Consider the following 23,347-nt stretch of genomic DNA (forward strand, 5'->3'; position numbering starts at 1 on the left):
GCCGCCCTTCGTCTCGTCGCTGCGCTCCGGTTCCTGAGCGAGCGGAGCGAGACGAAGGGCGCTCAGGAACCAGGAAAGGCCGTCGCCCCGCCACACCCCGCCCCCTGAGCGAGCGAAGCGAGACGAAGGGCACCCCGCCCCCTGAGCGAGCGAAGCGAGACGAAGGGCGCTCAGGGGGCGGGAAAGGCCGTCGCTGCGCTCCGGTTCCTGAGCGAGCGAAGCGAGACGAAGGGCGCTCAGGAAGCGCGAAAGGCCGTCGCTGCGCTCCGGTTCCTGAGCGAGCGAAGCGAGACGAAGGGCGCTCAGGAAGCGCGGAGCGAGACGAAGGGCCGGTGCTCAGCCGATCCGGATGAGCTTCTTGTTGACGAACTCGTCGGCGGCGAGGTGACCGAGCTCCCGCGAGGTGCCGCTGCGCTTGATGCCGCCGAAGGGCAGCTCCGGGCTGTCGGCGAGCACGAGGTTCACGTAGACCATGCCCGCCTCGATGCTGTCGGCGACGCGCTCGGCCTGCTCGGCATCCGTCGTGAAGACGTACGAGCCGAGACCGAAGGTCGTGTCGTTCGCCAGGGCGACCGCCGCGTCCTCGTCGGCGACCCGATACACGACTGCCGCGGGGCCGAAGAGCTCCTCGCGATAGACGTTCATCTCGGGCGTGACATCGGCGAGCACGGTCGGCGCGAAGAACGCGCCGTCTCTGGTGCCGCCGGTCAGCAGCGTCGCGCCCTGCTCCACGGCCTGATCGATCTGCTTCTGCAGGTTCTCGGCAGCCGCCTCGGACGAGACGGGTCCGAGCACCGTGTCGTCGAGCGTGGGGTCGGTCGCCGTGACCGATGCCATCGCCGCCGTGAACTTCTCGACGAACGAGTCGTAGAGGTCGTCGACGATGATGAACCGCTTGGCGCCGTTGCACGCCTGGCCGTTGTTGTCGAGACGGGCGTCGACTCCCGCCTGCACCGTGGCGTCGAGGTCGTCGGTGGAGAGCACGATGAACGGGTCGGATCCGCCGAGCTCCAGCGCGACCTTCTTCAGGTTGCGTCCGGCGATCTCGGCGACGGCGGCACCGGCACGCTCCGAGCCCGTGAGCGAGACGCCCTGCACGCGCGGGTCGGCGATCATGTCGGCGATCTGGTCGTTCGTCGCGAGGACGTTCTGGTACGCCCCCTTCGGGAATCCGGCATCGTGATAGATCGCTTCGATGGCGGTCGACGACTCGGGGCACTGCGGCGCGGGCTTGAGCAGGATCGTGTTGCCCACGATCAGGTTCGGCGCCGCGAAGCGCACGATCTGGTACGCCGGGAAGTTCCACGGCATGATGCCCACGAGCGGCCCGAGCGACGAGCGGCGCACGATCGCCGAACCCTCGCCGAGGATCGCGATCGGCTGATCGGCCATGATGGCCTCGGCCTGGTCGGCGTAGTACTCGGCGATGTCGGCCGCGAAGTCGACCTCTCCGAGCGCGGCCTCACGGGGCTTGCCCATCTCGCGCACGAAGACGTCGGCGAGCTCCTCGCGACGCTCGCGGTGCAGGGCGGCCGCGCGGCGCAGCAGCTCGGCGCGCTCGGCGACGGTCGAGGACCGGGACCAGTCGCGGTGCGCCTCGTCGGCGGCGGCGACCGCCTCCTCGATCTGCGCGTCCGTGAACGTGTCGAAGGACGCCAGCGTCTCTCCGGTGGCGGGGTTGATGACGGTGTAGTCGGTCATGTGTTCATCCTCCTCTGGGCCGAGCGGTCAGGAGACCGGGATCAGCGTGTACTTGGTGGACAGGTACTCGTGGATGCCCTCGAGGCCGCCCTCGCGGCCGACGCCGGACTGCTTGACACCGCCGAACGGAGCCGCGGCGTTCGAGACCACACCCACGTTGAGACCCATCATGCCGGTCTCGAGCCGGTCGATCATCCGCTGACCGCGCTGCAGGTTCTCGGTGAACACGTACGAGACGAGACCGTACTCGGTGTCGTTCGCCAGGCGCACCGCGTCGTCCTCGGTCTCGAAGGTCGCGATCGCGAGCACCGGACCGAAGATCTCCTCGCGGAGGATCGCGGATCCGGGGACCACATCGGTGAGCACGGTGGGCTCGTAGAAGGTGCCGGTGCCCTCGACGGCCTTGCCGCCGGCCAGCAGCGTCGCGCCGCGGTCGACCGCGTCATCGACGAGCTCGCCGGCCTTCGCGACGGCATCCGCGTCGATGAGCGGTCCGATCGCGACGCCCTCTTCCGTGCCGCGGCCGATCTTCATGGCGTTCACGCGCTCGGTGACCTTGCGCGCGAACTCGTCGGCGACGTCCTGGTGCACGATGAAGCGGTTGGCTGCGGTGCAGGCCTGACCGATGTTGCGGAACTTCGCGGCGAGCGCTCCGTCGACGGCCTTGTCGAGGTCCGCGTCGTCGAACACCACGAACGGGGCGTTGCCGCCGAGCTCCATCGACACGCGCAGCACACCCTCGGCGGCCTGGGCGATGAGCTTGCGCCCCACCTCGGTCGAGCCGGTGAACGAGAGCTTGCGCAGCCGCGGGTCGGCGATGATCGGGGCCGACAGCGCCGAGGACTTCGAGGTCTGCACGACGTTGACGACACCCTTCGGGAGTCCCGCCTTCTCGAGCAGCGAGGTGAAGAAGATGGTGGTCAGCGGGGTGAGTGCCGGGGGCTTGATCACGACCGTGCAGCCGGCGGCGAGGGCCGGGGCGATCTTGCGCGTCGCCATCGCGAACGGGAAGTTCCACGGCGTGACGAAGAACGACGGGCCGACGGGGCGCTGCGAGACCACCATGTGTCCGGTGCCCTCGGGATTGATGCCGTAGCGGCCGCTGATGCGCACCGCCTCCTCACTGAACCACCGGAGGAACTCGCCGCCGTATCCGACCTCGCCGCGGGCCTCGGCGAGCGGCTTGCCCATCTCGAGGGTCATCAGCAGCGCGAGGTCCTCCTTGTGCTCCTGCACGAGGTCGAATGCCCTGCGCAGGATCTCGCTGCGGGTGCGCGGCGCCGTGGCCGCCCACGAGTCCTGCGCGGCGACGGCCGCATCCAGCGCGCGGATGCCGTCTTCGGGCGTCGCGTCGGCGATCGTGCGGATGACCGCACCGGTGGCCGGGTCCTGCACGTCGAAGGTCTTGCCGGTGCTGCCCTCGACCCACTCGCCGCCGATGAAGAGGCCGGTGGGGATGCTGTCGAGCAGCGCCTGCTCTGTCTGAGTGCTCATGGGAATCTCTTTCTGTGAGAACGGGAGGACGGGTCAGCGGCGGCGAGCGCTCGGCGGCGCGTCGACGCCGAGCGTCTCGCCGCGGAAGAACGCGGGGCGACGGATGGACTGCCAGATCATGACCACGATGCCGATCACGATGATCCCGACGCCGAGCACGAAGACGAGCCCGAGGCCGCCGATGTTGGATCCGCTTCCGTAGGCCGGATCCATCGAGTCGATGAGGGTCGTCACGAACAGCACCGCGAGGATCGCACCGAAGGATTCCCCGAACCGCACGTGCCCCGTGCGGGTCAGCTCCTGCGGCAGGCGCACGACCGCGTCCTCGAGCCACTCCTTCGCCTGGCGTCGGATGTGGTCCTCGTACGCGCGCTCCGGAGGGACCGCCGCACTGCGGGTGCCTTCAGAGGGCAGCACGATCACGAGATGCAGGACAGCCCCGAGACTGCGGGCGAGTCGCGCGCCGAGAGCCGCGGCATCCGCGCCGGCATCCGTCGCCGTGTACCCGACGACGACCGCGCCGGGCATCAGCCGACCTCAGCCTGGTCGCCGGCTGCCCGGCGGGACTCGACGATGGTCGACGCGACGAGGTGCCCCATGCGGATGGCGCCGTCGACGTGCTGGAATCCGGCGCCCGCCATGTCGCTGCAGGCGAAGTGGATCGGCCCGACGGCGGTGCGCAGGTCCGCTCCGTAGCGGTGCAGCCCGCCCATGTCGAAGCTGGCGGCGTAGGCACCGCGCGTCCACTCCTCGGTGCCCCAGTCGCTCTCGTAGTAGACGACCGGATCCGTGGCCTCGGGGCCGTAGTAGTGCGACAGCGAGGCGAGGATCCGCTCCTTGCGCTCCTCGGCCGACAGCGCGAAGAGGTCGTCGGCGTTCTGATCGCTGACGAAGCCGACCAGGGTGCCGCGCTCATCGCCGTGATTGGTGTTGTCGTACGCCTCGTGCGCGAGCTCGTACGGGCTGAAGGCGGTGCCGCTCAGCCCCTGCTCGCGCCAGAACGGCCGGTCGTAGACCGCGTGCACCTTGATCACGAAGCCCATAGAGAGGTGCTGGTGCAGCTGGTGCTGGCGGCGGGGCAGCGGCGGCTCGAAGGCGATGCGGCTGTAGAGCACGGGAGCGTGAGCGAGGATCGCGAAGCGGGCGCGCACGGTGAGCTCGTCGGTCGTCGCCGTGACGCCGTCATCGCTCCACTCGAGCGAGCGCACCGGCTGGTTCAGGAGGACGTCGTCGCCCAGACGCTCGGCGAGCAGCAGCGGCACCTTCTGCAGTCCGCCGACGACGCGCTGGTCGAGGATGAAGTCGGCATCGACGAGGTTCGAGTACGACCCGGCCGAGGCGGCCATGTGCAGCGACTGCAGCAGCGAGAACGAGTGGGTCGGCTTGGTGAGCATCGCCGACCCCGTGGCGAACGCGAGATTCAGCACGGCCTCGTCGTCATCGGTCTGCGCGCGCAGCCAGGCGTCCCACGTGACCGAGTCCCACTCCGCGGCGCGCGGGTGCGCCCACGGCTGGTCGGGGTCGATCTCGGCCACCATCGCGTCCAGGCGCTCGGTGATCTCGGCGATGACCGCCTCGGTCGCCGCCGACACCGGGAACATCTCGCCGGTGAATCGGTGCACCTGTCCGTCGGGGCCGACGTAGACGCTGTCACCCTCGCGATAGCGGCTGTAGGTCTCGAGGCCCAGCTCGTCGATCGTGTCCTTGAGCGCATCCTGATCCGGCGAGACCCACTGCCCGCCGAGCTCGAGCATGGCGCCGTCGATCACGTCCGTCCACAGACGGCCGCCCACGCGATCGCGGGCCTCCAGCACGGCGACCGACAGGCCGGCCTTGCGCAGGTCGTTCGCCGCCGTGAGCCCTGCGGCTCCGGCTCCGACGATCAGCACGTCGCGGGTGATCTCAGCCATCTGCTTCTCCTTCGTTGGAAAGTGTCGTGCCGGTCGCGATCCCACATCCCCCGATATGGATCGCGACCGGACGTGGGGTCAGGTCGCGACGACGTCGCTTCCCGGAGTCGTGGTGGACGGCGCGTCGGCGCGCTTCTTCAGATTCCGGCGCACGAGCGGCCAGAAGAGAACGAGGACGCCCGTGGCGATCAGGCTCGTCCACACCTGCGTGCGCCCACCCTCGGTCGTGAGCATCACGACGACCACCGCGGCGATGCACGCGATCAGCAGGAAGTTCAGCCACGGGTGCAGCCACATCTTGAGCGAGAGGTTCTCGACCTCCTCGGGCGTCATCCGCTGCCGCAGGCGCCACTGCGTCAGCGCGATGAAGACGTAGACGAACAGCGCGACGAGACCTGCGGAGTTCATGATGAAGTCGAAGATCCCCGACCCCGGCGTGAAGAAGTTCACCAGCGTGGCGATCAGCCCGCCGATCGTCGAGGCGAGAAGGGCCATGACCGGCACTCCGCTCTTCGACTTCTTCGCCACGATGCGCGGCGCGAATCCCTGCTCGGCGAGCGCCGAGAACATGCGGGATGCCGAGTAGAGACCCGAGTTCAGCACCGAGATCACCGCGGTGAAGATGACGAGCTGCATGATGATGCTCGCACCGGGGATGCCGAACTGCTCGAGCGCGTACGTGAACGGCGCGTTGGCGACGTCGGTCGGCACGGGGAGCTCGTCCCAGGGCACCACGGTGACGATGATGAGCACCGATCCGACGAAGAAGAGCAGGATGCGCCAGATGATCGTGCTCGTCGCCTGGCGGATCCCCTTCGCGGGGTCTTCGGACTCGGCGGATGCCATCACCGCGATCTCGGTGCCGAAGTACGAGAAGATCACCAGCGCGACGCCGGTGAACGCGACCCCGAAGCCGTTCGGGGCGAAGCCCCCGTGCTCCCACAGGTTCGAGACCGAGATCTCGGAGTCGGGCCAGAGACCGAAGGCGAACAGCAGACCGGCGCCGAGGAACACGACGATGGCGAGCACCTTGATGCTGGCGAGCCAGAACTCGACCTCGCCGAAGGTGCGGACCGAGATGACGTTGGTGCCGACGAAGATCGCGATCAGGATCAGCGACCAGGCCCACGACGGGACGACGGGGAACCAGCCGGCCATGGTCTCGCCGCCGAGCACCGCCTCGTAGGCGAGCACTCCGACCCAGAAGTACCAGTAGAGCCAGCCCACCAGGTAGGCGGCCCAGTTGCCGAGCCCGACTCTGGCGTACTCCATGAAGGAGCCGATGGCCGGGCGCGATGCCGCCATCTCCCCCAGCATGCGCATCGCGAGGAACACGAGCAGTCCGCCGATGAGGTACGACACCACGGCGGCCGGGCCGACGGTGCGGATGACGTTGCCGGATCCGACGAAGAGGCTCGCGCCGATGATCCCCCCGAGGGTGATCATCGTGACGTGGCGGGACCGCAGCTTCTTCGTGCGCGGGTTCGCGCCGGCGAAACCGGCCGACGTCTCGGGAGAGACGGGCCGGTCCCACTGCGATTCCGAGTCCGCCGACATGTCAGGCCTTGGCGAGTGCGGCGGCCACCACGTCGAGGCCCTCGTTCAGCAGGTCGTCGCCGATGGCGAGCGGAGGGAGGAAGCGGATGACGTTGCCGTAGGTGCCGCAGGTGAGGACGATGACGCCCTGGGCGACGCAGGCCTTGGCGACGGCCGCGGTGAGGGCGGCGTCGGGGGCCTTCGTCTCGGGGTCCACGAACTCGGCGGCGATCATCGCACCGTGTCCGCGGATGTCGCCGATGCGGGCATCCTCCTCCTGCAGCTCGCCGAGGCGGCGCGTGAGGATCTCGCCGATCTCGCGTGCCCGCTCGATCACGCCGTCGTTCTCGAAGACGTCGATCGCGGCGAGCGCCGCGGCGCAGGCGATCGGGTTGCCGCCGTAGGTGCCGCCGAGGCCGCCCGCGTGCGAGGCGTCCATGATCTCGGCGCGGCCGGTGACCGCGGCGAGAGGCATGCCGCCGGCGATGCCCTTGGCGGTGGTGATGAGGTCGGGCTCGATGCCGAAGATCTCGCTCGCGAACATGTGGCCGGTGCGTGCGAAGCCGGTCTGCACCTCGTCGGCGATGAAGACGACGCCGTTGGCGCGACACCACGACGCGATCGCCGGCAGGAAACCGTCGGCGGGGACGATGAATCCGCCTTCGCCCTGGATGGGCTCGATGATCACGGCCGCCAGGTTGTCGGCGCCGATCTGCTTCTCGAGCTGCAGGATGACGCGCGAGGCGGCCTCGCCGCCCTCGAGGCCGTCGCGGAACGGGTACGACATCGGCGCGCGGTAGACCTCTGGGGCGAACGGCCCGAAACCGCTCTTGTACGGCATCGACTTCGCGGTCAGGGCCATCGTGAGGTTGGTGCGGCCGTGGTAGCCGTGGTCGAAGGCGACGACCGCCTGGCGACCGGTGTGCTTGCGGGCGATCTTGATCGCGTTCTCGACGGCTTCCGCGCCGGAGTTGAACAGGGCGCTCTTCTTGGCGAAGTCGCCGGGAGTGAGGCGATTGAGTGCCTCGGCGACGCCGATGTACGACTCGTACGGCGAGATCATGAAGCAGGTGTGCGTGAACTGCGCGGCCTGCGCGGCGACGGCGGCGGCGACCTTGGGGTGCGCGTTTCCGACCGTGGTCACGGCGATGCCCGAGCCGAGGTCGATGAGCGAGTTGCCGTCTGCGTCGACGACCACGCCTCCGCCGGCGGCGACGGCCGCGACGGGAACCGTGTGGCCGACACCGGCAGCGACCGCGTCGGCCTTGCGGGCGAGGATCTCGGCCGACCGCGGGCCGGGGAGGTCGGTCACGAGTCGACGCTCCTGCGGGAGGTCGGGCCCGCCGAGGGGAACTGCAACTGCTGCGGTGTCGAGGAGTGCCATGTGGGCGAGCGTACGACCGCGGCAGCGGCCGGTGCATTCGCCGAACTGTACAATCTGATCAGGATCATCGCCGCGCTGTACAGCTCGGCCCGACGAGCGCGAGGAGGACATCGGCGTGGATGCCACCGAGCAGCCGACGCTGCGCGCTCTTCTCGCTCGCACCGACCTGGGCCTGCGTCTCGTCCCGCGGGAAGACACGCTGCCGGCCGGAGCGCTGGACCGCCCCCTGCGCTGGGTGCACAGTTCCGACCTCGCCGATCCGACGCCGTTCCTCGCCGAGGATCTGGCACTGCTGACCACCGGCACGCAGTTCGATGCCGACGCCGACCTCGACGTGTACGTCGGTCGGCTCGCCGATCGCGGCGTGCTCGGGCTGGGCTTCGGTTCCGACGTGCACCGTGCGGGTGTGCCCGACGAACTCGTCGTGGAATGCGCGCGGCGGGGCATCCCCCTGTTCGAGGTGCCGTACCGCACGCCGTTCATCGCCGTCGCCCGCGCACACTCCGAGGCGATCGCTGCCCAGGCGTACGCCCGCAGATCCTGGGCGCTCGACACGCAGCGTGCGCTGGCCCTGGCGGCCCTCCGACCCCGGGGCCTGGACGCGACGGTGGCAGAGCTCGGTCGCCGGCTCGGCGTCTGGGTCGGGATGTACGACGCCTCCGGCGCACTGCAGCTCTCGCATCCGCCCGCCGCGCTGCCGCCCGAGACGCTCGCCCCGCTGGGCGTGCGGGCCACCGAGGTGCTCGCCCGCGGGCTGGAGACGGGGCAGTCGCTCACGATCGACGAGCGCACGTTCACGCTCTTCACGGTCGGACGCGGCGGGCATCTGCGGGGCGTCATCGCCCTCGCCGTCGATGCTCTCGACGCCGAGGCACGTACTGTCGTCACCTCGGTGATCGCGATGGCGGGCCTCGCACTCGAGCAGAGCGATCAGCTGGCCCGCAGCCGCCGCCGGCTGCACTCACAGCTGCTGGGCTCGCTGCTCGGCGACGACCCCGCACTCGCCCGCCGGGTGCTCGGCAGCATGCCCGCGGCGCCGGTGATCGTCGCCGTCGCCGCAGACGGACCTGCCGGCCCTCTGACGGACTGGTGGGAGCGACGCCGCAGCGAGCACGGAACGGCGAGCTTCGTCGCCGAGTCGGCCGATGGCGTCGTGCTCTGCCTCTCCGCCGCGGACGCGCCGCTGCTCGACGAGGTGGCCACGCGCTTCGGCGTGCGCATCGGAGCATCGGGCTCGGAGCCGTACGACGCCTTCTCCCGCGCACACGCCCAGGCCCTCGCCGCGCTGCGCCAGCAGCAGGATCCGGGAGTCTTCGCCTACGCGGACACGGTGGGGTCGAGCATCCTCAGCGCGCTCGCGACCGACGAGGCACGTCTGGTGGCCGAGTCCCGCCTCGCGCCGCTGCGCGACCACGACCTTCAGACCGGCGGCGCACTGGAGACCTCGGTGCGCGTCTGGCTGGAGCACGATGCGAAGAGCGAGGCCGCGTCCGCGGCGCTCGGCGTGCACCGGCACACCCTGCGCTCGCGCATCGCCCAGGCAGGCACGCTGCTGGGCTTCGACCTGTCGTCGTTCCCCGCACGCGCCGAGCTGTGGGCCCTTCTGCAGACCGCCAGGGACTGACGACCCGCTCAGCGGATCGGCGCCGTGGCGGGAGTCAGGTAGCGCGCGACGAACTCGTCGAAGAGCAGCACCATGTCGACGGAGTCGTCGAGGAGCCACTGCAGCTGGATGCCGTCCATCACCGCGCTGATCAGTCGTGCCGCACGGGCGGGATCGACGTCGTCGCGCACCTCGCCGTCGACCTGCCCCCGGCGGAGGATCTGCTCGGCTTCGGCGGCGCGATCACGGTAGCGGGCTGCGAAGTCGGCGTGCGAGGGGTGGTCGGGGTCGGTCGCCTCCGCCGAGATGATGGCGTACAGCGACGTCAGCCCGCGCGAGGTGCGGTTATGGGCCACGACCCTCTTCGCCTGCTCGATCAGCGTGTGCTCCGCCGGGTCGCCCGCCGCCGCCCGCACCTTCTCGTCGCGCTGGCGCAGCACCTCGGCGAACAGCTCCTCCTTGTCGGCGAAGTGGTGCAGCAGCCCTGCCGGGGTCACTCCGACCCGCTTCGCGATCTCCCGCAGGGATCCGCCGTGGAATCCCGTGCGGGAGAACACCGCGAGCGCTTCATCGACGATGGCCTGGCGACGCGCCTGCCCCGTGACGTACGGGCCACGGGGCCTCCGTGGTGCCGCCGACCGCTCATCCGTGCTCATCGCCCGCTCCTGTCGTCGGCACGGGCCGGGGCGCCCGCTCAGCCGTGGTGGCCGTGCCCCGCCCCCCAGGACGAGCCGAACACCTGCTGCTTCATCGCGGGCCGCAGGCGCTGCTCCATCTCGCGATCCACGAAGTAGTCCTTGAGTGTATCTTTCGTGAGCTCGTTGCCGATCGCGGCCATGATCATCGACTGGTCCAGCGACAGATAGCGTTCGGCGACGGTGCCGCTCTTCACCGCGACGGCGTCGTAGAACCCGCCGGGCCCGTAGGCGCCGAGGTCCTTCTCGATGCCCTCGAGGTTGCGCAGCGCGCCCTTGCGGTCATAGGGCAGCGCGAGGAAGGCCGCGTGCGGGGTCACGACCCCGTCGCCGAACTCGGGTGCGGGATTCGTGCCCTCCGTGCACCCGGGCCGGTCGACGTCGACATCGGTCTTCTCGGCGTCCGAGGTATAGCCGTCCGCCCGCATGCCGGCGATGTCGACGCCGTACTCCGCGTATCCGCCGAACGGATCGCTCGCGGGCGAGAAGCCCCAGTATCCGTATCCGGCCTCGTCGAGCCCGTGCTGCTTCTGCACGGCGACCGTGATGGGGTGGTTGAGCTTCCAGGACTTCGGCCCCCACTTCGTCTCGGGCACGAGCAGGTCCGGCATCAGCGACTCGAACATGCTGCCGCCCCAGCTCGGGACGAACGACATCCCGTCGTAGGAGTAGGCACCCTCCCAGACCTCCACGCCGTCGTAGGTGCGGTACTCGCCCTGCGGCAGCTGTTCCTGCCAGGCCCAGTCGCATCCGGGAGGCATCGTGCGGTGGGTGCCGTACAGTGCGGTCGCGGGGATCTGCCCGTTGGCGATGCCGAGGTACGTCGCGATGCGGCTCTCGCTGACAGTGGTGTCGTAGTGATGGCACGTGTAGAACGCCGTCGCCCCCGAACCGTTGTACATGGGCGCCTCGACGCTGCAGTCCGGCGGCGGCGCGTCCCAGAAGCCGCCGCGATTCGTGCCGGCCGGGAGACCGGCGGCGCCGGCGGGGTCGAAGAACGACGCGAAGTCCATCGAGTCGTAGAGGGCGTCTGCCTGTGCGGCGAGGGCGGGATCCGCTTCGCGGACGATGCGCAGTGAGGCGGCGAGCCATCCGTTGTCGACGGTGCTGAGGAACGGGTACACGGTGTCACCGGAGTCGGGCCACGTCGTCAGCTTCTCTCCCGTGGTGGGCGAGTACCAGTTGTAGAACATGCCGCTCGCGTCATTGCGCTCGAGGCCGGCGAGCGTGTCGAGGGTCGTCGAGAGACGGGAGTGCGCCTCGGCATCGTCGATGATGCCCAGGTCGCGCGCGGTCACGGTCGACCACAGGTATCCGCCGATGTTGGTCGGAGAGGTGTACTCCCCCGGGGTCTGCAGATCGCCGGTGACGTTGTCGGACGGCAGGCCCGTCTGCTCGTCGGTCATCGCATCGAGGGATCGCCAGGTGTCCGTCGCCCAACGCTCGAGTTCCTGCGTCCCCGGTCTGCCACCCCCGCCGGCCGGGCCGCCCCCGGCGACTGCCGGGCCCGCGAGTGCCAATCCCGAGACGACCAGTCCGGCCGTCGCCACTGCGCTCATCCATCGCTTCATCGTGTCTCCTCGTCGAGAACGGCGCCGCCGATCGCAGCGCGTCGATCTGCGAAAACCTAACACGTGTTCGGTGTTCGATCAACCCCCCCGGCGCGAAACGGTCTCACCGACTGACCGGACCTCAACGGGGCGCGTGCGCCTCGAGGAACTCGTACACGTCGGTGGTGTCGACGCCGGGGAACGACCCGGTGGGCAGCGTGGCGAGCAGCGTGCGCGGCGTCTTCACATTCGGCCAGGAGTTCTCGCGCCACCGCCCCTCGAGCTCGGCGGGAGCCCTGCGGCAGCAGACCTCGACAGAGTGCTTCGACACCCCGCGATGCGGGGTGTCCCGGCCGACGAACCACTTCGTGTCGTCGAAGCGCACCCCGACGCTGACCGAGTGCAGTCCCTCGCTCGATGCCTCGACCCTGGCCGTGCACCAGTAGGTGCCGTTGCCGGTGTCCGTGTACTGGTAGTAGGGGTTGAAGCGGTCGTCCTCGTCGAAGACCACGCGACTGGTCCAGCGCCGACAGCACATCTGCCCCTCGATCGCGCCGAGCCGATCGGTCGGGAAGTTCACGTCGTCGTTCTCGTACGCCTTCGTGATGGTGCCGGACTCGTGCACCTTGAGGAAGTGCACGGGGATGTCGAGGTGACGGGTCGCGAGGTTCGTGAAGCGATGCGCCGCCGTCTCATACGAGACCGAGTACGCGTCGCGCAGATCCTCGATCGAGATCGCCCTGCGTGCCTTCGCCTCCCCCAACGCCGGCACCACGTGCCCCTCCGGGATCAGCAGCGCGCCGGTGAGGTAGTTGGTCTCGACGCGCTGGCGCAGGAACTCCGCGTAGCTGCGCGGCTCGGAGTGACCGAGGATGCGACTCGAGAGCGCCTGCAGCACGGCGGTCCTGGCGTCACCCTTGGCCGGCACGCTGCTCGAGAGGTAGAGCCGTCCGTTGGCGAGATCGGCGACGGACCTCGTCGTCTGCGGAAGGTCGGGGGCATAGTGCAGCGTGAAGCCGAGATGCGCGGCGATCTCCGATGCGGTCCGCTGGGTGAGCGGACCGCCGGGGTGGCGCACCGCGGCGAGGAGCTCCGCCGCCTTCGCCTCGAGGTCGGGAAAGTGATTGTCCTGCCTGCGCATCAGATGACGGAGCTCGACGTTCGCACGCCTGGCCTCCTCGGGTGTGGCCGCCCGCTCGTCCTTGAGCCGATCGATCTCGCCGTGCAGAGCCAGCAGCGCCCTGAGGGCATCCGTCGGCACGCTCTTGGCGATGCGGAACGGCTCGATCCCGAGCGCTCGGAACGTCTGCCCCTTCATGGCTCGCTCGAGCGCGATCTCGATCGCGCTGCGCTCGTCGAGCGGCTCTCCCTCGAGCAGCGCGTCGATCGTGACGCCGAGCGCGCGAGCGATCGCCTGCAGCAGGGTGAGCTTCGGCTCGCGCTTGCCCGTCTCGATCATCGACAGCTGGCTCGGGGCTCGATCCACCGCCGCGGCGAGGTCGTCGAGGGTCATCGCGCGGGCTGTGCGGAGCTGCCGGATGCGTCTGCCGATGACGAGGGCGTCGGCGTCTTCTTCGACCTCGGAGGTGCTCATGTGGCCGATTCTGTCACAGAAACAGAATTTCGATCGATCTTCTCCCCCCAGACCGTCATTCAGGCCCCGGAAGTTCCCACAAAGTGGAGACACGCCACCCGGCTTCACGATCCGGGAACCCCACGGAGGAGACACCATGACGAACACCGCGCAGAACCACACCCCTCGCCCCGCGGGTCTGCGAGCCGGCGACCAGGTCCAGACAGCCGCCGAGCTGCAGGAGATCTGGGACACCGACCCGCGGTGGGACGGCGTCGAGCGCACCTACTCGGCCGACGACGTCATCCGCGTCCGCGGCTCGGTCCGCGAGGACGCCACTCTCGCGCACCGAGGCGCCGAGAACCTCTGGAACCTGCTGCACACCGAGGACTACGTGCGGGCCCTCGGCGCCTACACGGGCGGGCAGGCCGTGCAGCAGGTGCGCGCGGGGCTGAAGGCGATCTACCTCTCGGGGTGGCAGGTCGCCGCCGACGGCAACCTCGCCGGGCAGACGTACCCCGACCAGTCGCTCTACCCCGCGAACTCGGTGCCCGCCGTGGTCCGCCGCATCAACAACGCGCTGATCCGTCAGGACCAGCTCGAGCACGCCGAAGGCGAGATCACCCGGGACTGGCTCGCGCCGATCGTCGCCGACGCCGAGGCCGGCTTCGGCGGCCCGCTCAACGCCTACGAACTCGCGCAGTCGCTGATCCAGGCCGGCGCCGCCGCCATCCACTGGGAGGACCAGCTGGCGAGCGAGAAGAAGTGCGGGCACCTGGGCGGCAAGGTGCTCGTGCCCACCCAGCAGCACATCCGCACGCTCAACGCGGCTCGTCTCGCCGCGGACGTCGCCGGCGTTCCGACGGTCATCATCGCCCGGACGGATGCTCTCGCCGCAGACCTGCTCACCAGCGACGTCGACGAACGCGACCAGCGGTTCACCACCGGCGAGCGCACCGCCGAGGGCTTCTACCGCATCCGCCCCGGCATCGACTCGGTCATCAGCCGCGGGCTCGCCTTCGCGCCCTACGCCGACCTGCTCTGGGTCGAGACCGGCGAACCCGACATCGAGCTGGCACGCGAGTTCGCCGCGGCGATCCACGCCAGGCACCCGGGCAAGCTCCTCGCCTACAACTGCTCGCCGAGCTTCAACTGGAAGCGTCATCTGTCGGACGCCGAGATCGCGACGTTCCAGCAGGAGCTGGCAGAGCTGGGCTACCGATTCCAGTTCATCACCCTCGCCGGCTTCCACGCCCTGAACCACTCCATGTTCGACCTCGCCCGCGGCTACGCCGAACGCGCCATGAGCGCCTACGTCGAGCTGCAGGAAGCCGAGTTCGCCGACGAGGCGAACGGCTACACCGCCACCAAGCACCAGCGCGAGGCGGGAACCGGCTACTTCGACGTCATCTCCACCGCGCTCAACCCCGACAGCGCGACCCTCGCGCTCGCCGGCTCCACCGAGACGGCGCAGTTCCACTGACGTCACCGCCCGTCGTCTCGCTCCGCGGCTCCTGAGCGAGGAGCGCAGCGACGAGACGAAGGGCACCCACCCTTCCCCGCCCTTCCCACTCCCGCACCTTTCGCGCCCTTCGTCTCGCTCCGCGGTTCCTGAGCGAGGAGCGCAGCGACGAGACGAAGGGCGCCCACCCTTCCCCGCCCTTCGTCTCGCTCAGGAACCGGATAGGACGAAGGGCCACCCGATGAAAAGGACCACGACCATGACCACTCCCACCGCTCCCCCGACCACCGCTCCGATCCAGACCGCCCAGCCAGGCCCCGCGATCACCGTGACGGGTCCGCTGCGAGAGCACTACGACGAGATCCTCACCCCCGAGGCCATCGCCTTCCTCACCGAGTTGCACCACCGCTTCGCGTCGCGGCGTCACGACCGGCTCGCCGACCGCCTGCGACGGCACTTCGAGATCGGCACCGGGCACGACCCGCGGTTCCGCGACGACACCCGGCACATCCGCGACGACGCCGCGTGGCGGGTGGCGGGAGCGGGCCCCGGGCTCGAGGACCGCCGCGTCGAGATCACCGGGCCGACCGACCCGAAGATGACGATCAATGCCCTGAACTCCGGAGCGCGAGTGTGGTTGGCCGACCAGGAGGACGCCACGAGCCCCACCTGGCGCAACGTCATCGAGGGACAGCTCTCGCTGCGCGACGCCATCCGCGGAGAGCTGTCGTTCACGTCGCCGGAGGGCAAGGAGTACCGCGTCACCGCGGAGCGCACCCCCACGATCGTGATGCGTCCCCGCGGCTGGCATCTGCCGGAGAAGCACTTGCAGTTCATCGACCGTGCGGGGCGCCGCACCGCGGCATCCGGGTCGCTCGTCGACTTCGGCCTGTACTTCCTGCACAACGCGCAGGAGCTGATCGCGAACGGTCGCGGGCCGTACTTCTACCTCGCGAAGCTGGAATCGAGCGAGGAGGCGAAGCTGTGGGACGACGTGTTCTCCTTCAGCGAGGAGTACGTGGGGATCCCGCACGGGACCATCCGCGCGACCGTGCTCATCGAGACGCTGCCCGCCGCGTTCGAGATGGACGAGATCCTCTACGAGCTGCGCGATCACTGCGCGGGTCTGAACGCGGGTCGCTGGGACTACATCTTCTCGATCATCAAGAACTACCGCGGGCGCGGCGCCCGCTTCGTGCTCCCCGACCGCAGCGAGGTCACGATGACGGTGCCCTTCATGCGGGCCTACACCGAACTGCTCGTGCAGACCTGCCACAAGCGGGGTGCCTACGCGATCGGCGGCATGAGCGCCTTCATCCCGAACCGCCGAGACCCCGAGGTGACGGCGCGGGCGATCGAGAAGGTCACGGCCGACAAGCGCCGCGAGGCCGGAGACGGCTTCGACGGCACCTGGGTGGCGCACCCCGACCTGATCCCGACCGCTCAGGCCGAGTTCGATGCCGTGCTCGGCGACGGGACGAATCAGATCGACCGCGCGCGACCCGAGGTCTCGGTGACGGCGGCGCAGCTGCTCGATCTGCACATCGGACGGCCGATCACCGGTCAGGGCGTGCGCGACAACGTCTCGGTGGCGATCCGATACCTCGAGGCGTGGTTGCGCGGCCTCGGCGCCGTGGCCATCGACAACCTGCTGGAAGACGCGGCGACCGCCGAGATCAGCCGCTCGCAGGTGTGGCAGTGGATCCACCAGGACCGCACGACCGAAGACGGCACGCCGATCACGGCCGAGTACGTGGAGGGCCTGATCGGCGAGGTGCTCGACGCGGTCGACCGCCGAGACGGCGACCGCTTCGACGACGCGGCGTCGGTGTTCCGCGAGGTCGCGCTGCAGGAGGACTTCCCCGCGTTCCTCACCCTCGGCGCGTACTCGCGGTTCCTGGTCGAGGACTGACACCCCCCTCCCGTCGTGCCTCTGCGTCGACCGGTTCAGCCGCGAGACGCACGGCGCGACGGGAGCGGATGTGGGCGATTCATGCCGGCATCCGTATGCCAGCTGTGCCACTCTGTGTCGATGAGCGACGCCTCCGAGTCCCGGCCCGCCTCCTCGCCGTTCGCTCCACCCCCGGCGAAGCGCCTTCCGGAGCCCGCGCCGCCCGCACCGCCGCGGGGAGGACGGTACTTCGGCGCATTGGTGGCCGCCTGGCTCTCATTCGGGACCTGGATCCTCGCGCTGCTGCTCGTCGTCCTCGCGCTCCTCGCCGGCGGCGGCTACGCGCTCTTGCTCCCGGTGCTCTTCGTCTGGACCTCCTGGATCTGGAGCCTGGTGGGCGTGCTCGCGCTGCTGCTGACCATCGGTATCCCGCAGTGCACCGGCCTCCGCACCCTCGCGTCCTTCGGCATCGTCCTGCACGTACTGTCCTTCGTCACCTTCATCCTGATGTACGGCTGAGACCTCATCCGTTCACGCGGGCGTAGCCTGAGGACATGACCGACGTCTGGACCGATCTCGCCGCGGAGTTCCTGCATCTCTACCCCCGAGGCACCCGACTTCTGGCCGTCGCCGGTGCGGATGCCGGGCGCTCCCGCCGGGCCGCCGACGACCTCGCCGCCGCCCTCACGGCCGCCGGGCAGTCGGTCGAGCGGGTGCACACCGACGACAGCGACTCCCGCGCGCTGCGTGACGTCGTCATCTCGCCGTTCCGCGCGAACGACACCGCGGGCACCGTGCTGATCGTCTCGGGACCCGCCGCGCTGCTGAGCCCCGAGGCCCGCGGCCTGTGGAACTTCACCCTCTGGCAGCTCGTGGGCGACGAGCAGCCGCACACCATCGCCTCGGCGCTGGTGGATGTCACCGATCCCGAGCATCCGACCCGCAGGTTCGCCGACTACTGCGCCCTCCCCGCCGCGTTCGGCTCCTGACCGCGGCCGTCGGTCGACCCTGAACCCGACGCTCCGGCTCAGCGGAACGAGGCGGCGACGGAGTTGCGGTGGTAGTCGAACACGATGCTGGTGCGCGTGGATGCGACGCTGCTCTGCGCCGAGAGGTGCTCGAGCACGAACTCGCGCATCTCGGAGGAATCGGCGACAGCGATGTGCAGCAGGAAGTCGTCATCCCCGCCGAGGAAGAACACCTGGATCACCTGCGGCAGCACACGCACCCGATCGGCGAACTCGACGATGCTCTCGCGTCGTCCGCTCGGTCGCAGTGTGACGCCGATCACGGCCTGCAGGCCGGCGCCCAGCATCCGCTCGTCCACACTGGCGTGAAAGCCGGTGATCACGCCTCGATCGACCAGTGCGCGCAGCCGTGAATGTGCCGTCGAGGGGGCGACGCCGAGCTGCGCGGCGAGTTCGGCGTTCGTCATCCGTCCGTCCGCGCTCAGGAGCGTGACGATGCGAGCATCGACGGCGTCGAGCGCAGGGGCCCGAAGAGTGTTCGGACGAGCGGGCTCCGCGGAGGTCTCCATGCGAACGATTATGCAGGATTCCGTCTCGACGCGAATCTTCTTCAGGGATTCTGTCTTCAGATCGACGTTTCTGCGATTCTGAGTGCACGAATACGGCACCTGGAGGATCGATGAAGATCGGCGTACCGACCGAGGTCAAGAACAACGAGAACCGCACCGCGCTCACCCCCGCGGGCGCCGACCGCCTGGTGCACGAAGGCCACCGGGTACTGGTGCAGTCCGGGGCGGGTATCGGGTCGGGCATCTCCGACGAGGCCTACCGCGCCGCGGGTGCCGAGATCGTCGAGACCGCGGACGAGGCCTGGGGCGAGGCCGACCTGCTGATCAAGGTGAAGGAGCCGATCGCGCAGGAGTACGGCTTCCTGCGTCCTGACCTCACGCTCTTCACCTACCTCCACCTCGCCGCCGACCGCGCCCTGACCACCGCGCTGGTCGACGCGGGCACCACCGCCGTCGCCTACGAGACCGTGCAGCTGCCCGACCGCAGCCTGCCGCTGCTCGTTCCCATGAGCGAGATCGCCGGCCGGCTCTCCGTGACCATGGGGTCGTACTCGCTGATGCGATCCGCCGGAGGGCGCGGCGTGCTGATGGGCGGCATCGCGGGCACCCCCCGCGCCAAGACCGTCGTGATCGGCGGGGGCGTCGCCGGCGAGCACGCCGCGGCGAACGCGCTGGGCCTGGGTTCCACCGTCACCGTGATCGACATCTCCCTCCCCCGGCTCCGCGAGCTCGAGCATCGCTACGGCGGCGCACTGCAGACCCGCGCCTCGAGCCGCTACGACATCGCCGAGGAGCTGGCGACCGCCGACCTCGTGATCGGCTCGGTACTGATCCCCGGCGCGGCGGCGCCCAAGCTCGTCACCGACGACATGGTGGCGGCGATGAAGCCGGGGTCGGTGCTCGTCGACATCGCGATCGATCAGGGCGGATGCTTCGAGGGCTCGCGGCCGACCACGCACGACGCCCCGACCTTCGCAGTGCACGACTCGATCTACTACTGCGTCGCCAACATGCCGGGCGCCGTGCCCGAGACCGCGACTCGTGCGCTCACGAACGCGACGCTCCCCTACGTCTCGGCGATCGCCGCCAAGGGCTGGGAAGCGGCCGCGGCCGATGACGCCTCGCTGGCGAAGGGGCTGAACGTGCAGGCCGGACGCATCACCCTGGATGCCGTCGCCCGCGCCCACGGCCTCTCGACCGCCTGAGCGGTGCCTGCGGGCGCGGGCGTCCGAGCGCGGCACGCAAGAACACGGATTCTTGATGACGACCCACCCGGCGGTGCGACGGCTCATCCGAGTACGCTCGTAGTCGTGACCGAACGCGCTCCTCTCTCCCGCAAGCTGTCCGCCATCGCCGAATCGGCGACCCTCAAGGTCGATGCCAAGGCCAAGGCCCTCAAGGCCGACGGCAAGGCGATCATCTCGTACGCCGCGGGCGAGCCCGACTTCGCGACCCCGCAGTTCATCGTCGACGCCGCAGCCGAGGCCCTCGCCGACCCGGCGAGCTACCGGTACACCCCGGCTCCCGGCCTGCCCGCGCTCCGTGAGGCGATCGCCGCGAAGACGCTGCGCGACTCCGGCCTCGAGGTCTCGCCGAGCCAGGTCATCGTGACCAACGGCGGCAAGCAGTCCGTCTACCAGGCGTTCCAGGCGGTCGTGAACCCCGGCGACGAGGTGCTGCTGCCGGCGCCGTACTGGACCACCTACCCCGAGGCGATCCGCCTCGCCGACGGCACCCCGGTCGAGGTGTTCGCCGGCGCCGACCAGGAGTACAAGGTCACCGTCGAGCAGCTCGAGGCCGCGCGCACCGCGCGCACCACCGCGCTGGTGTTCGTCTCACCGTCGAACCCCACCGGATCGGTCTACACCGCCGAGGAGACCAGGGCGATCGGCGAGTGGGCGCTCGAGCACGGCATCTGGATCATCAGCGACGAGATCTACCAGAACCTGACCTACGAGGGCGTCACGGCGACGTCGATCGTCGAGGCCGTGCCCGAGGTCGCCGGTCAGACGATCCTGGTCAACGGTGTCGCGAAGACGTATGCGATGACCGGCTGGCGTGTGGGCTGGATGGTCGGACCCGCCGATGCCATCAAGATCGCCGGCAACCTGCAGTCGCACCTGACGAGCAACGTGAACAACGTCGCCCAGAAGGCCGCCATCGCGGCCCTCAACGGACCGCAGACCGAGGCCGAGCAGTTCCGCGAGGCGTTCGACCGCCGTCGCCGCCTGATCGTCTCGGAGCTGTCGAAGATCGAGGGCCTGGTCGTGCCGAACCCCCTGGGCGCCTTCTACGTCTACCCCGACGTGCAGGGCCTTCTCGGCCGCACCTGGGGCGGCGTGACGCCGACCACGTCGCTGGAGCTCGCCGACCTCATCCTCGAGCAGGCCGAGGTCGCCGTCGTGCCGGGCGAGGCATTCGGCCCGTCGGGGTACATCCGCATGTCGTACGCGCTCGGCGACGACCAGCTGCTCGAAGGTGTGCAGCGCCTGCAGCGCCTGTTCTCCTGACGGCGGCGGCGGCGCGGCACCGGGGTCAGCCCTCGTCGCGGAATCCGATGAGCCAGCGGATTCCGTAACGGTCGATCAGCGTGCCGTCGTAGTCGCCCCATGGCCTCTTCTGCAGAGGATCGATGACGCGTCCGTCGTTCGACAGCCGGTCGAACCAGCCGGTGAGGGTCGATGCGTCGGCGGTGCCGAGCAGCGACAGGAACATCCCGCTCATCTGCACGGCGTCGTCGTCGGCCCCGGCGTCGGCCCCCGCCACCTCGACCGGGCCGGAGAGCTGCCCGTGCGCGACCGCGTCTGCCGGGCCGTCATGGCGGCCCGCCTGCGCATAGTCGACGAGCTGCAGTTCACCCCCGAACACGGCACGGTAGTGCTCCAGCGCCTCAGCGGCGTTGCCGGGGAACAGCAGGTACGGGATCAATCCGCTCATGCCGCGAGTGTACGGCGAACCGTCGACGTTGTCCGCCGATCGCGCGTGAGCGATGGTCGGGTGACTACAGTTCCACCCCGAGGAGCACCGGCTCGGGCTGCAGGACGAGCCCGAACTCCGCATGCACCCTGCTCTGGATGAACCGCGCGAGCTCCGACACCTCGGCGGCGGTCGCGCCACCCCTGTTGGTGAGGGCGAGCGCATGTTTGGTCGACACGGAGGCCCGCGACCTCGGCAGCGCGAAGCCCTTGCGGATGCCCGCCTGCTCGATCAGCCACGCCGCACTCACCTTGACGTCGGGGGCTTCGGGCTTGACGGGCGGAACGTAGCCGTCATAGAGCGCGAGGGGGATCACCGTCACGGTGTCGAGATCGGGCGTCACCGGCCACCGAGGGCACTCGGGGGGCAGCGCGCGCGCCACCGCCTCGGGCACGATCGCGTTCTGGAAGAACGAGCCGACGCCGTGCGTGTCGGGGTCGGCGTCGTCGAGCAGCATCCCCTTGGATGCGCGGGTGGCGAGAATGCGCTCTCGCACCCACGTCAGTGGCACCGGCGCGTCGGAATCGAGTCCCAGTGCCCGGCGCAGCTGCGCTCCCTGCACGACGCGCTCCGAGGCGACCACGAGATCGACGGTCACCGAGAGGATGACGGCGCGACGCAGCGAGACTCCTCCGTAGTGGTGCTTGAGCACGGAGGTGCGGAACCCGAGCCCGAGTTCAGACGCGGGAACCACGGAGATCTCGCCCGTCGCCTCGTCGATCAGTTCGACCTCGACCAGCGTCTCCTGGATCTCCTGCCCGTAGGCGCCGATGTTCTGCACCGGCGATGCACCCACCGTTCCGGGGATGCCGCTCATGGCCTCGAGGCCCGCATAGCCGTGCTCGACCGCGTAGGCGACCAGGGCGTCCCAGCCGTGCCCGGCCTGCACGCGCAGCCGGATGCGTCCGGCGTGCGGCGACGGGAGCTCCTCGATGCCCTGAGTGAGGATGCGGATGACGGTGCCCTCGAACGGCTCGTCGCCGACGAAGAGATTCGAGCCGCCGCCGAGGACGAACCACTCATCGCCGCGCGCCCACACGTCGCGCAGCGCCGCGACGAGCTCGTCGGTCGTCGCCGCCTCCAGCATCCGCTCCGGCGCGCCGCCGGTGCGCAGGGTCGTCAGCGTCGCGAGCGCCAGGGGCTCTCGTTCGTGCACCACGCCGTCACCCATCAGGAGGCGACGCGCAGCTGGGCCTTGACCAGCACGGTGGTCTCGTCGAATGTGACCTTGAGGTCGATGCGGGTCGAGGAGTCATCGACCGCGCCCACCGTGGCGAGCACGTGCAGGTCGGCGCCGGCGGCCGGGTCGACGACGACAGGCTTGGTGAAGCGCACGCCGTAGTCGAGGATCTCGGTTCCCGGCTCGAGCGCGGCGACCACGACGGAAGACGCGATGCCCATCGTGAGCATGCCGTGGGCGAGCACACCGGGGAGCCCGACCGAGGCCGCGACGTCGTCGCGGTAGTGGATCGGGTTGAAGTCGCCGGACGCGCCGGCGTACCGGACGAGGGACTCGCGGGTGAGGTGGACGGTGCGCTCTGCGACGACGTCTCCGACGGCGAACGGCATCACTGTGCTCCTTCTTCGGCGCCGACCAGCAGCACGCTGGTCGCGGTGACCACGTGCCCACCTTCGGCATCGGTGATCTCGGCAGCACTGGTGATCATCGCGTTGCCGCCCATCATGCGGATGCCGGTGACGCTCAGTCGTCCGGTGAGCTCGTCTCCCGCGACGATCGGTCGCGTGTACGCGAACCTCTGCTCGGCGTGGATCGTGCGCGCCAGGACGATGCCGGAATCGGGCTCGCCGAGCAGCTGCTGCAGAGTGAGGTCCTGGATGACCATGGCGAAGGTCGGCGGGGCCACGACATCGGCGAATCCGGCGGCGCGGGCCGCCTCGACATCGGTGTGCATCGGGGCGTCGGCGAAGACGGCGCGCGCGAACTCGCGCACCTTCTCACGACCGACGAGGTACGGGGGTGTCGGAGGGAACTCGCGACCGACCAGTTCTTGATTCACTGCCACCCTCCGATCCT

The 23,347-nt window shown here is 69.7% G+C and carries 20 protein-coding genes and 1 pseudogene; 7 read left to right on the top strand and 14 right to left on the bottom strand.

All coding sequences use genetic code 11. From position 1 onward, the window contains the following. Positions 1-336: 336 nt before the first annotated feature. The 6 genes and pseudogenes from DXT68_RS12965 to gabT all read right to left on the bottom strand — a co-directional run bounded on the left by DXT68_RS12965 (position 337) and on the right by gabT (position 8,025). Positions 337-1,701 carry an NAD-dependent succinate-semialdehyde dehydrogenase gene (locus tag DXT68_RS12965; protein ID WP_045254229.1) on the bottom strand — a complete coding sequence of 455 codons (1,365 nt, stop codon included), beginning with the start codon at positions 1,699-1,701 and terminating at the stop codon, positions 337-339. Positions 1,702-1,728: 27 nt separating this feature from the next. Next, the gene (locus tag DXT68_RS12970; RefSeq protein WP_045254228.1) at positions 1,729-3,195 is read right to left on the bottom strand and encodes an NAD-dependent succinate-semialdehyde dehydrogenase; all 1,467 of its coding nucleotides are present in this window, start codon (positions 3,193-3,195) and stop codon (positions 1,729-1,731) included. A gap of 33 nt (positions 3,196-3,228) precedes the next feature. Then, positions 3,229-3,453, bottom strand: a pseudogene (locus DXT68_RS12975) (amino acid transporter); the annotation flags it as partial. Between the two features lie 269 nt (positions 3,454-3,722). Continuing rightward, the gene (locus DXT68_RS12985) at positions 3,723-5,105 is read right to left on the bottom strand and encodes a flavin monoamine oxidase family protein (protein ID WP_045254226.1); all 1,383 of its coding nucleotides are present in this window, start codon (positions 5,103-5,105) and stop codon (positions 3,723-3,725) included. 78 nt (positions 5,106-5,183) lie between these two features. Then, on the bottom strand, positions 5,184-6,662 hold the full coding sequence (locus tag DXT68_RS12990; RefSeq protein WP_045254225.1) for an amino acid permease: 1,479 nt from the start codon (positions 6,660-6,662) through the stop codon (positions 5,184-5,186). A 1-nt stretch (position 6,663) separates the two neighbouring features. Continuing rightward, the gene (gene gabT, locus DXT68_RS12995) at positions 6,664-8,025 is read right to left on the bottom strand and encodes a 4-aminobutyrate--2-oxoglutarate transaminase (RefSeq protein WP_045254224.1); all 1,362 of its coding nucleotides are present in this window, start codon (positions 8,023-8,025) and stop codon (positions 6,664-6,666) included. Between the two features lie 115 nt (positions 8,026-8,140). Between gabT and DXT68_RS13000 the strand changes: the two genes are divergently transcribed. After that, entirely contained in the window at positions 8,141-9,649 is a 1,509-nt protein-coding gene (locus DXT68_RS13000; RefSeq protein ID WP_045254223.1) for a PucR family transcriptional regulator, read from the top strand. 8 nt (positions 9,650-9,657) lie between these two features. Here DXT68_RS13000 and DXT68_RS13005 read toward each other — a convergent pair whose 3' ends face one another. The 3 genes from DXT68_RS13005 to DXT68_RS13015 all read right to left on the bottom strand — a co-directional run bounded on the left by DXT68_RS13005 (position 9,658) and on the right by DXT68_RS13015 (position 13,467). Continuing rightward, a complete protein-coding gene (locus tag DXT68_RS13005) occupies positions 9,658-10,284 on the bottom strand; it encodes a TetR/AcrR family transcriptional regulator (protein ID WP_045254222.1) in 627 nt (208 codons plus the stop codon). A gap of 38 nt (positions 10,285-10,322) precedes the next feature. Beyond that, on the bottom strand, positions 10,323-11,894 hold the full coding sequence (locus tag DXT68_RS13010; RefSeq protein WP_045254221.1) for a glucoamylase family protein: 1,572 nt from the start codon (positions 11,892-11,894) through the stop codon (positions 10,323-10,325). Positions 11,895-12,015: 121 nt separating this feature from the next. Beyond that, positions 12,016-13,467, bottom strand: a complete 1,452-nt coding sequence (locus tag DXT68_RS13015) for a helix-turn-helix domain-containing protein (protein WP_045254220.1) — start codon at positions 13,465-13,467, stop codon at positions 12,016-12,018. A 136-nt stretch (positions 13,468-13,603) separates the two neighbouring features. On the opposite strand from DXT68_RS13015, the gene aceA reads away from it, so the two are divergent. The 4 genes from aceA to DXT68_RS13035 all read left to right on the top strand — a co-directional run bounded on the left by aceA (position 13,604) and on the right by DXT68_RS13035 (position 17,788). Next, positions 13,604-14,929, top strand: coding sequence for an isocitrate lyase (gene aceA, locus DXT68_RS13020; RefSeq protein ID WP_045254219.1), 1,326 nt, complete (start codon positions 13,604-13,606; stop codon positions 14,927-14,929). 238 nt (positions 14,930-15,167) lie between these two features. Then, complete coding sequence (aceB, locus tag DXT68_RS13025; RefSeq protein WP_045253814.1) at positions 15,168-16,820, top strand: malate synthase A; 1,653 nt, start codon at positions 15,168-15,170, stop codon at positions 16,818-16,820. A gap of 120 nt (positions 16,821-16,940) precedes the next feature. Continuing rightward, entirely contained in the window at positions 16,941-17,318 is a 378-nt protein-coding gene (locus DXT68_RS13030) for a hypothetical protein (protein ID WP_156149275.1), read from the top strand. A 35-nt stretch (positions 17,319-17,353) separates the two neighbouring features. Continuing rightward, positions 17,354-17,788, top strand: coding sequence for a hypothetical protein (locus DXT68_RS13035; protein WP_045253816.1), 435 nt, complete (start codon positions 17,354-17,356; stop codon positions 17,786-17,788). Between the two features lie 38 nt (positions 17,789-17,826). On the opposite strand, the gene DXT68_RS13040 is transcribed toward DXT68_RS13035, so the two are convergent. Further along, a complete protein-coding gene (locus DXT68_RS13040; RefSeq protein ID WP_045253817.1) occupies positions 17,827-18,336 on the bottom strand; it encodes an Lrp/AsnC family transcriptional regulator in 510 nt (169 codons plus the stop codon). Positions 18,337-18,446: 110 nt separating this feature from the next. Between DXT68_RS13040 and ald the strand changes: the two genes are divergently transcribed. Both ald and DXT68_RS13050 read left to right on the top strand, forming a co-directional pair. Beyond that, a complete protein-coding gene (gene ald / locus DXT68_RS13045; RefSeq protein ID WP_045253818.1) occupies positions 18,447-19,541 on the top strand; it encodes an alanine dehydrogenase in 1,095 nt (364 codons plus the stop codon). A gap of 105 nt (positions 19,542-19,646) precedes the next feature. Further along, positions 19,647-20,846: a pyridoxal phosphate-dependent aminotransferase gene (locus DXT68_RS13050; protein WP_045253819.1), complete on the top strand. Its 1,200-nt coding sequence runs from the start codon at positions 19,647-19,649 to the stop codon at positions 20,844-20,846. A 25-nt stretch (positions 20,847-20,871) separates the two neighbouring features. On the opposite strand, the gene DXT68_RS13055 is transcribed toward DXT68_RS13050, so the two are convergent. The 4 genes from DXT68_RS13055 to DXT68_RS13070 all read right to left on the bottom strand — a co-directional run bounded on the left by DXT68_RS13055 (position 20,872) and on the right by DXT68_RS13070 (position 23,336). Next, entirely contained in the window at positions 20,872-21,273 is a 402-nt protein-coding gene (locus tag DXT68_RS13055) for a VOC family protein (RefSeq protein ID WP_045253820.1), read from the bottom strand. Positions 21,274-21,337: 64 nt separating this feature from the next. Further along, a complete protein-coding gene (locus DXT68_RS13060) occupies positions 21,338-22,468 on the bottom strand; it encodes a UDP-N-acetylmuramate dehydrogenase (RefSeq protein ID WP_045253918.1) in 1,131 nt (376 codons plus the stop codon). 14 nt (positions 22,469-22,482) lie between these two features. Continuing rightward, positions 22,483-22,881 carry a MaoC/PaaZ C-terminal domain-containing protein gene (locus tag DXT68_RS13065; RefSeq protein WP_045253821.1) on the bottom strand — a complete coding sequence of 133 codons (399 nt, stop codon included), beginning with the start codon at positions 22,879-22,881 and terminating at the stop codon, positions 22,483-22,485. Continuing rightward, entirely contained in the window at positions 22,881-23,336 is a 456-nt protein-coding gene (locus tag DXT68_RS13070) for an FAS1-like dehydratase domain-containing protein (protein ID WP_045253822.1), read from the bottom strand. The genes DXT68_RS13065 and DXT68_RS13070 overlap by 1 nt, the downstream gene beginning before the upstream one ends. Between the last annotated feature and the right edge of the window lie 11 nt (positions 23,337-23,347).

This window comes from Microbacterium foliorum (assembly GCF_003367705.1).
GTDB classification, from domain to species: Bacteria; Actinomycetota; Actinomycetes; order Actinomycetales; family Microbacteriaceae; genus Microbacterium; species Microbacterium foliorum.

Coding starts and splice junctions, on each gene's coding strand:
- DXT68_RS12990 (WP_045254225.1), bottom strand. CDS start 6,662: ATGTCGGCGGACTCGGAATCGCAGTGGGACCGGCCCGTCTCTCCCGAG.
- DXT68_RS13035 (WP_045253816.1), top strand. CDS start 17,354: ATGACCGACGTCTGGACCGATCTCGCCGCGGAGTTCCTGCATCTCTAC.
- DXT68_RS12985 (WP_045254226.1), bottom strand. CDS start 5,105: ATGGCTGAGATCACCCGCGACGTGCTGATCGTCGGAGCCGGAGCCGCA.
- aceA (WP_045254219.1), top strand. CDS start 13,604: ATGACGAACACCGCGCAGAACCACACCCCTCGCCCCGCGGGTCTGCGA.
- DXT68_RS13005 (WP_045254222.1), bottom strand. CDS start 10,284: ATGAGCACGGATGAGCGGTCGGCGGCACCACGGAGGCCCCGTGGCCCG.
- DXT68_RS12970 (WP_045254228.1), bottom strand. CDS start 3,195: ATGAGCACTCAGACAGAGCAGGCGCTGCTCGACAGCATCCCCACCGGC.
- gabT (WP_045254224.1), bottom strand. CDS start 8,025: ATGGCACTCCTCGACACCGCAGCAGTTGCAGTTCCCCTCGGCGGGCCC.
- ald (WP_045253818.1), top strand. CDS start 18,447: ATGAAGATCGGCGTACCGACCGAGGTCAAGAACAACGAGAACCGCACC.
- DXT68_RS13065 (WP_045253821.1), bottom strand. CDS start 22,881: ATGCCGTTCGCCGTCGGAGACGTCGTCGCAGAGCGCACCGTCCACCTC.
- DXT68_RS13010 (WP_045254221.1), bottom strand. CDS start 11,894: ATGAAGCGATGGATGAGCGCAGTGGCGACGGCCGGACTGGTCGTCTCG.
- DXT68_RS13040 (WP_045253817.1), bottom strand. CDS start 18,336: ATGGAGACCTCCGCGGAGCCCGCTCGTCCGAACACTCTTCGGGCCCCT.
- DXT68_RS13015 (WP_045254220.1), bottom strand. CDS start 13,467: ATGAGCACCTCCGAGGTCGAAGAAGACGCCGACGCCCTCGTCATCGGC.
- DXT68_RS13055 (WP_045253820.1), bottom strand. CDS start 21,273: ATGAGCGGATTGATCCCGTACCTGCTGTTCCCCGGCAACGCCGCTGAG.
- aceB (WP_045253814.1), top strand. CDS start 15,168: ATGACCACTCCCACCGCTCCCCCGACCACCGCTCCGATCCAGACCGCC.
- DXT68_RS12965 (WP_045254229.1), bottom strand. CDS start 1,701: ATGACCGACTACACCGTCATCAACCCCGCCACCGGAGAGACGCTGGCG.
- DXT68_RS13030 (WP_156149275.1), top strand. CDS start 16,941: ATGAGCGACGCCTCCGAGTCCCGGCCCGCCTCCTCGCCGTTCGCTCCA.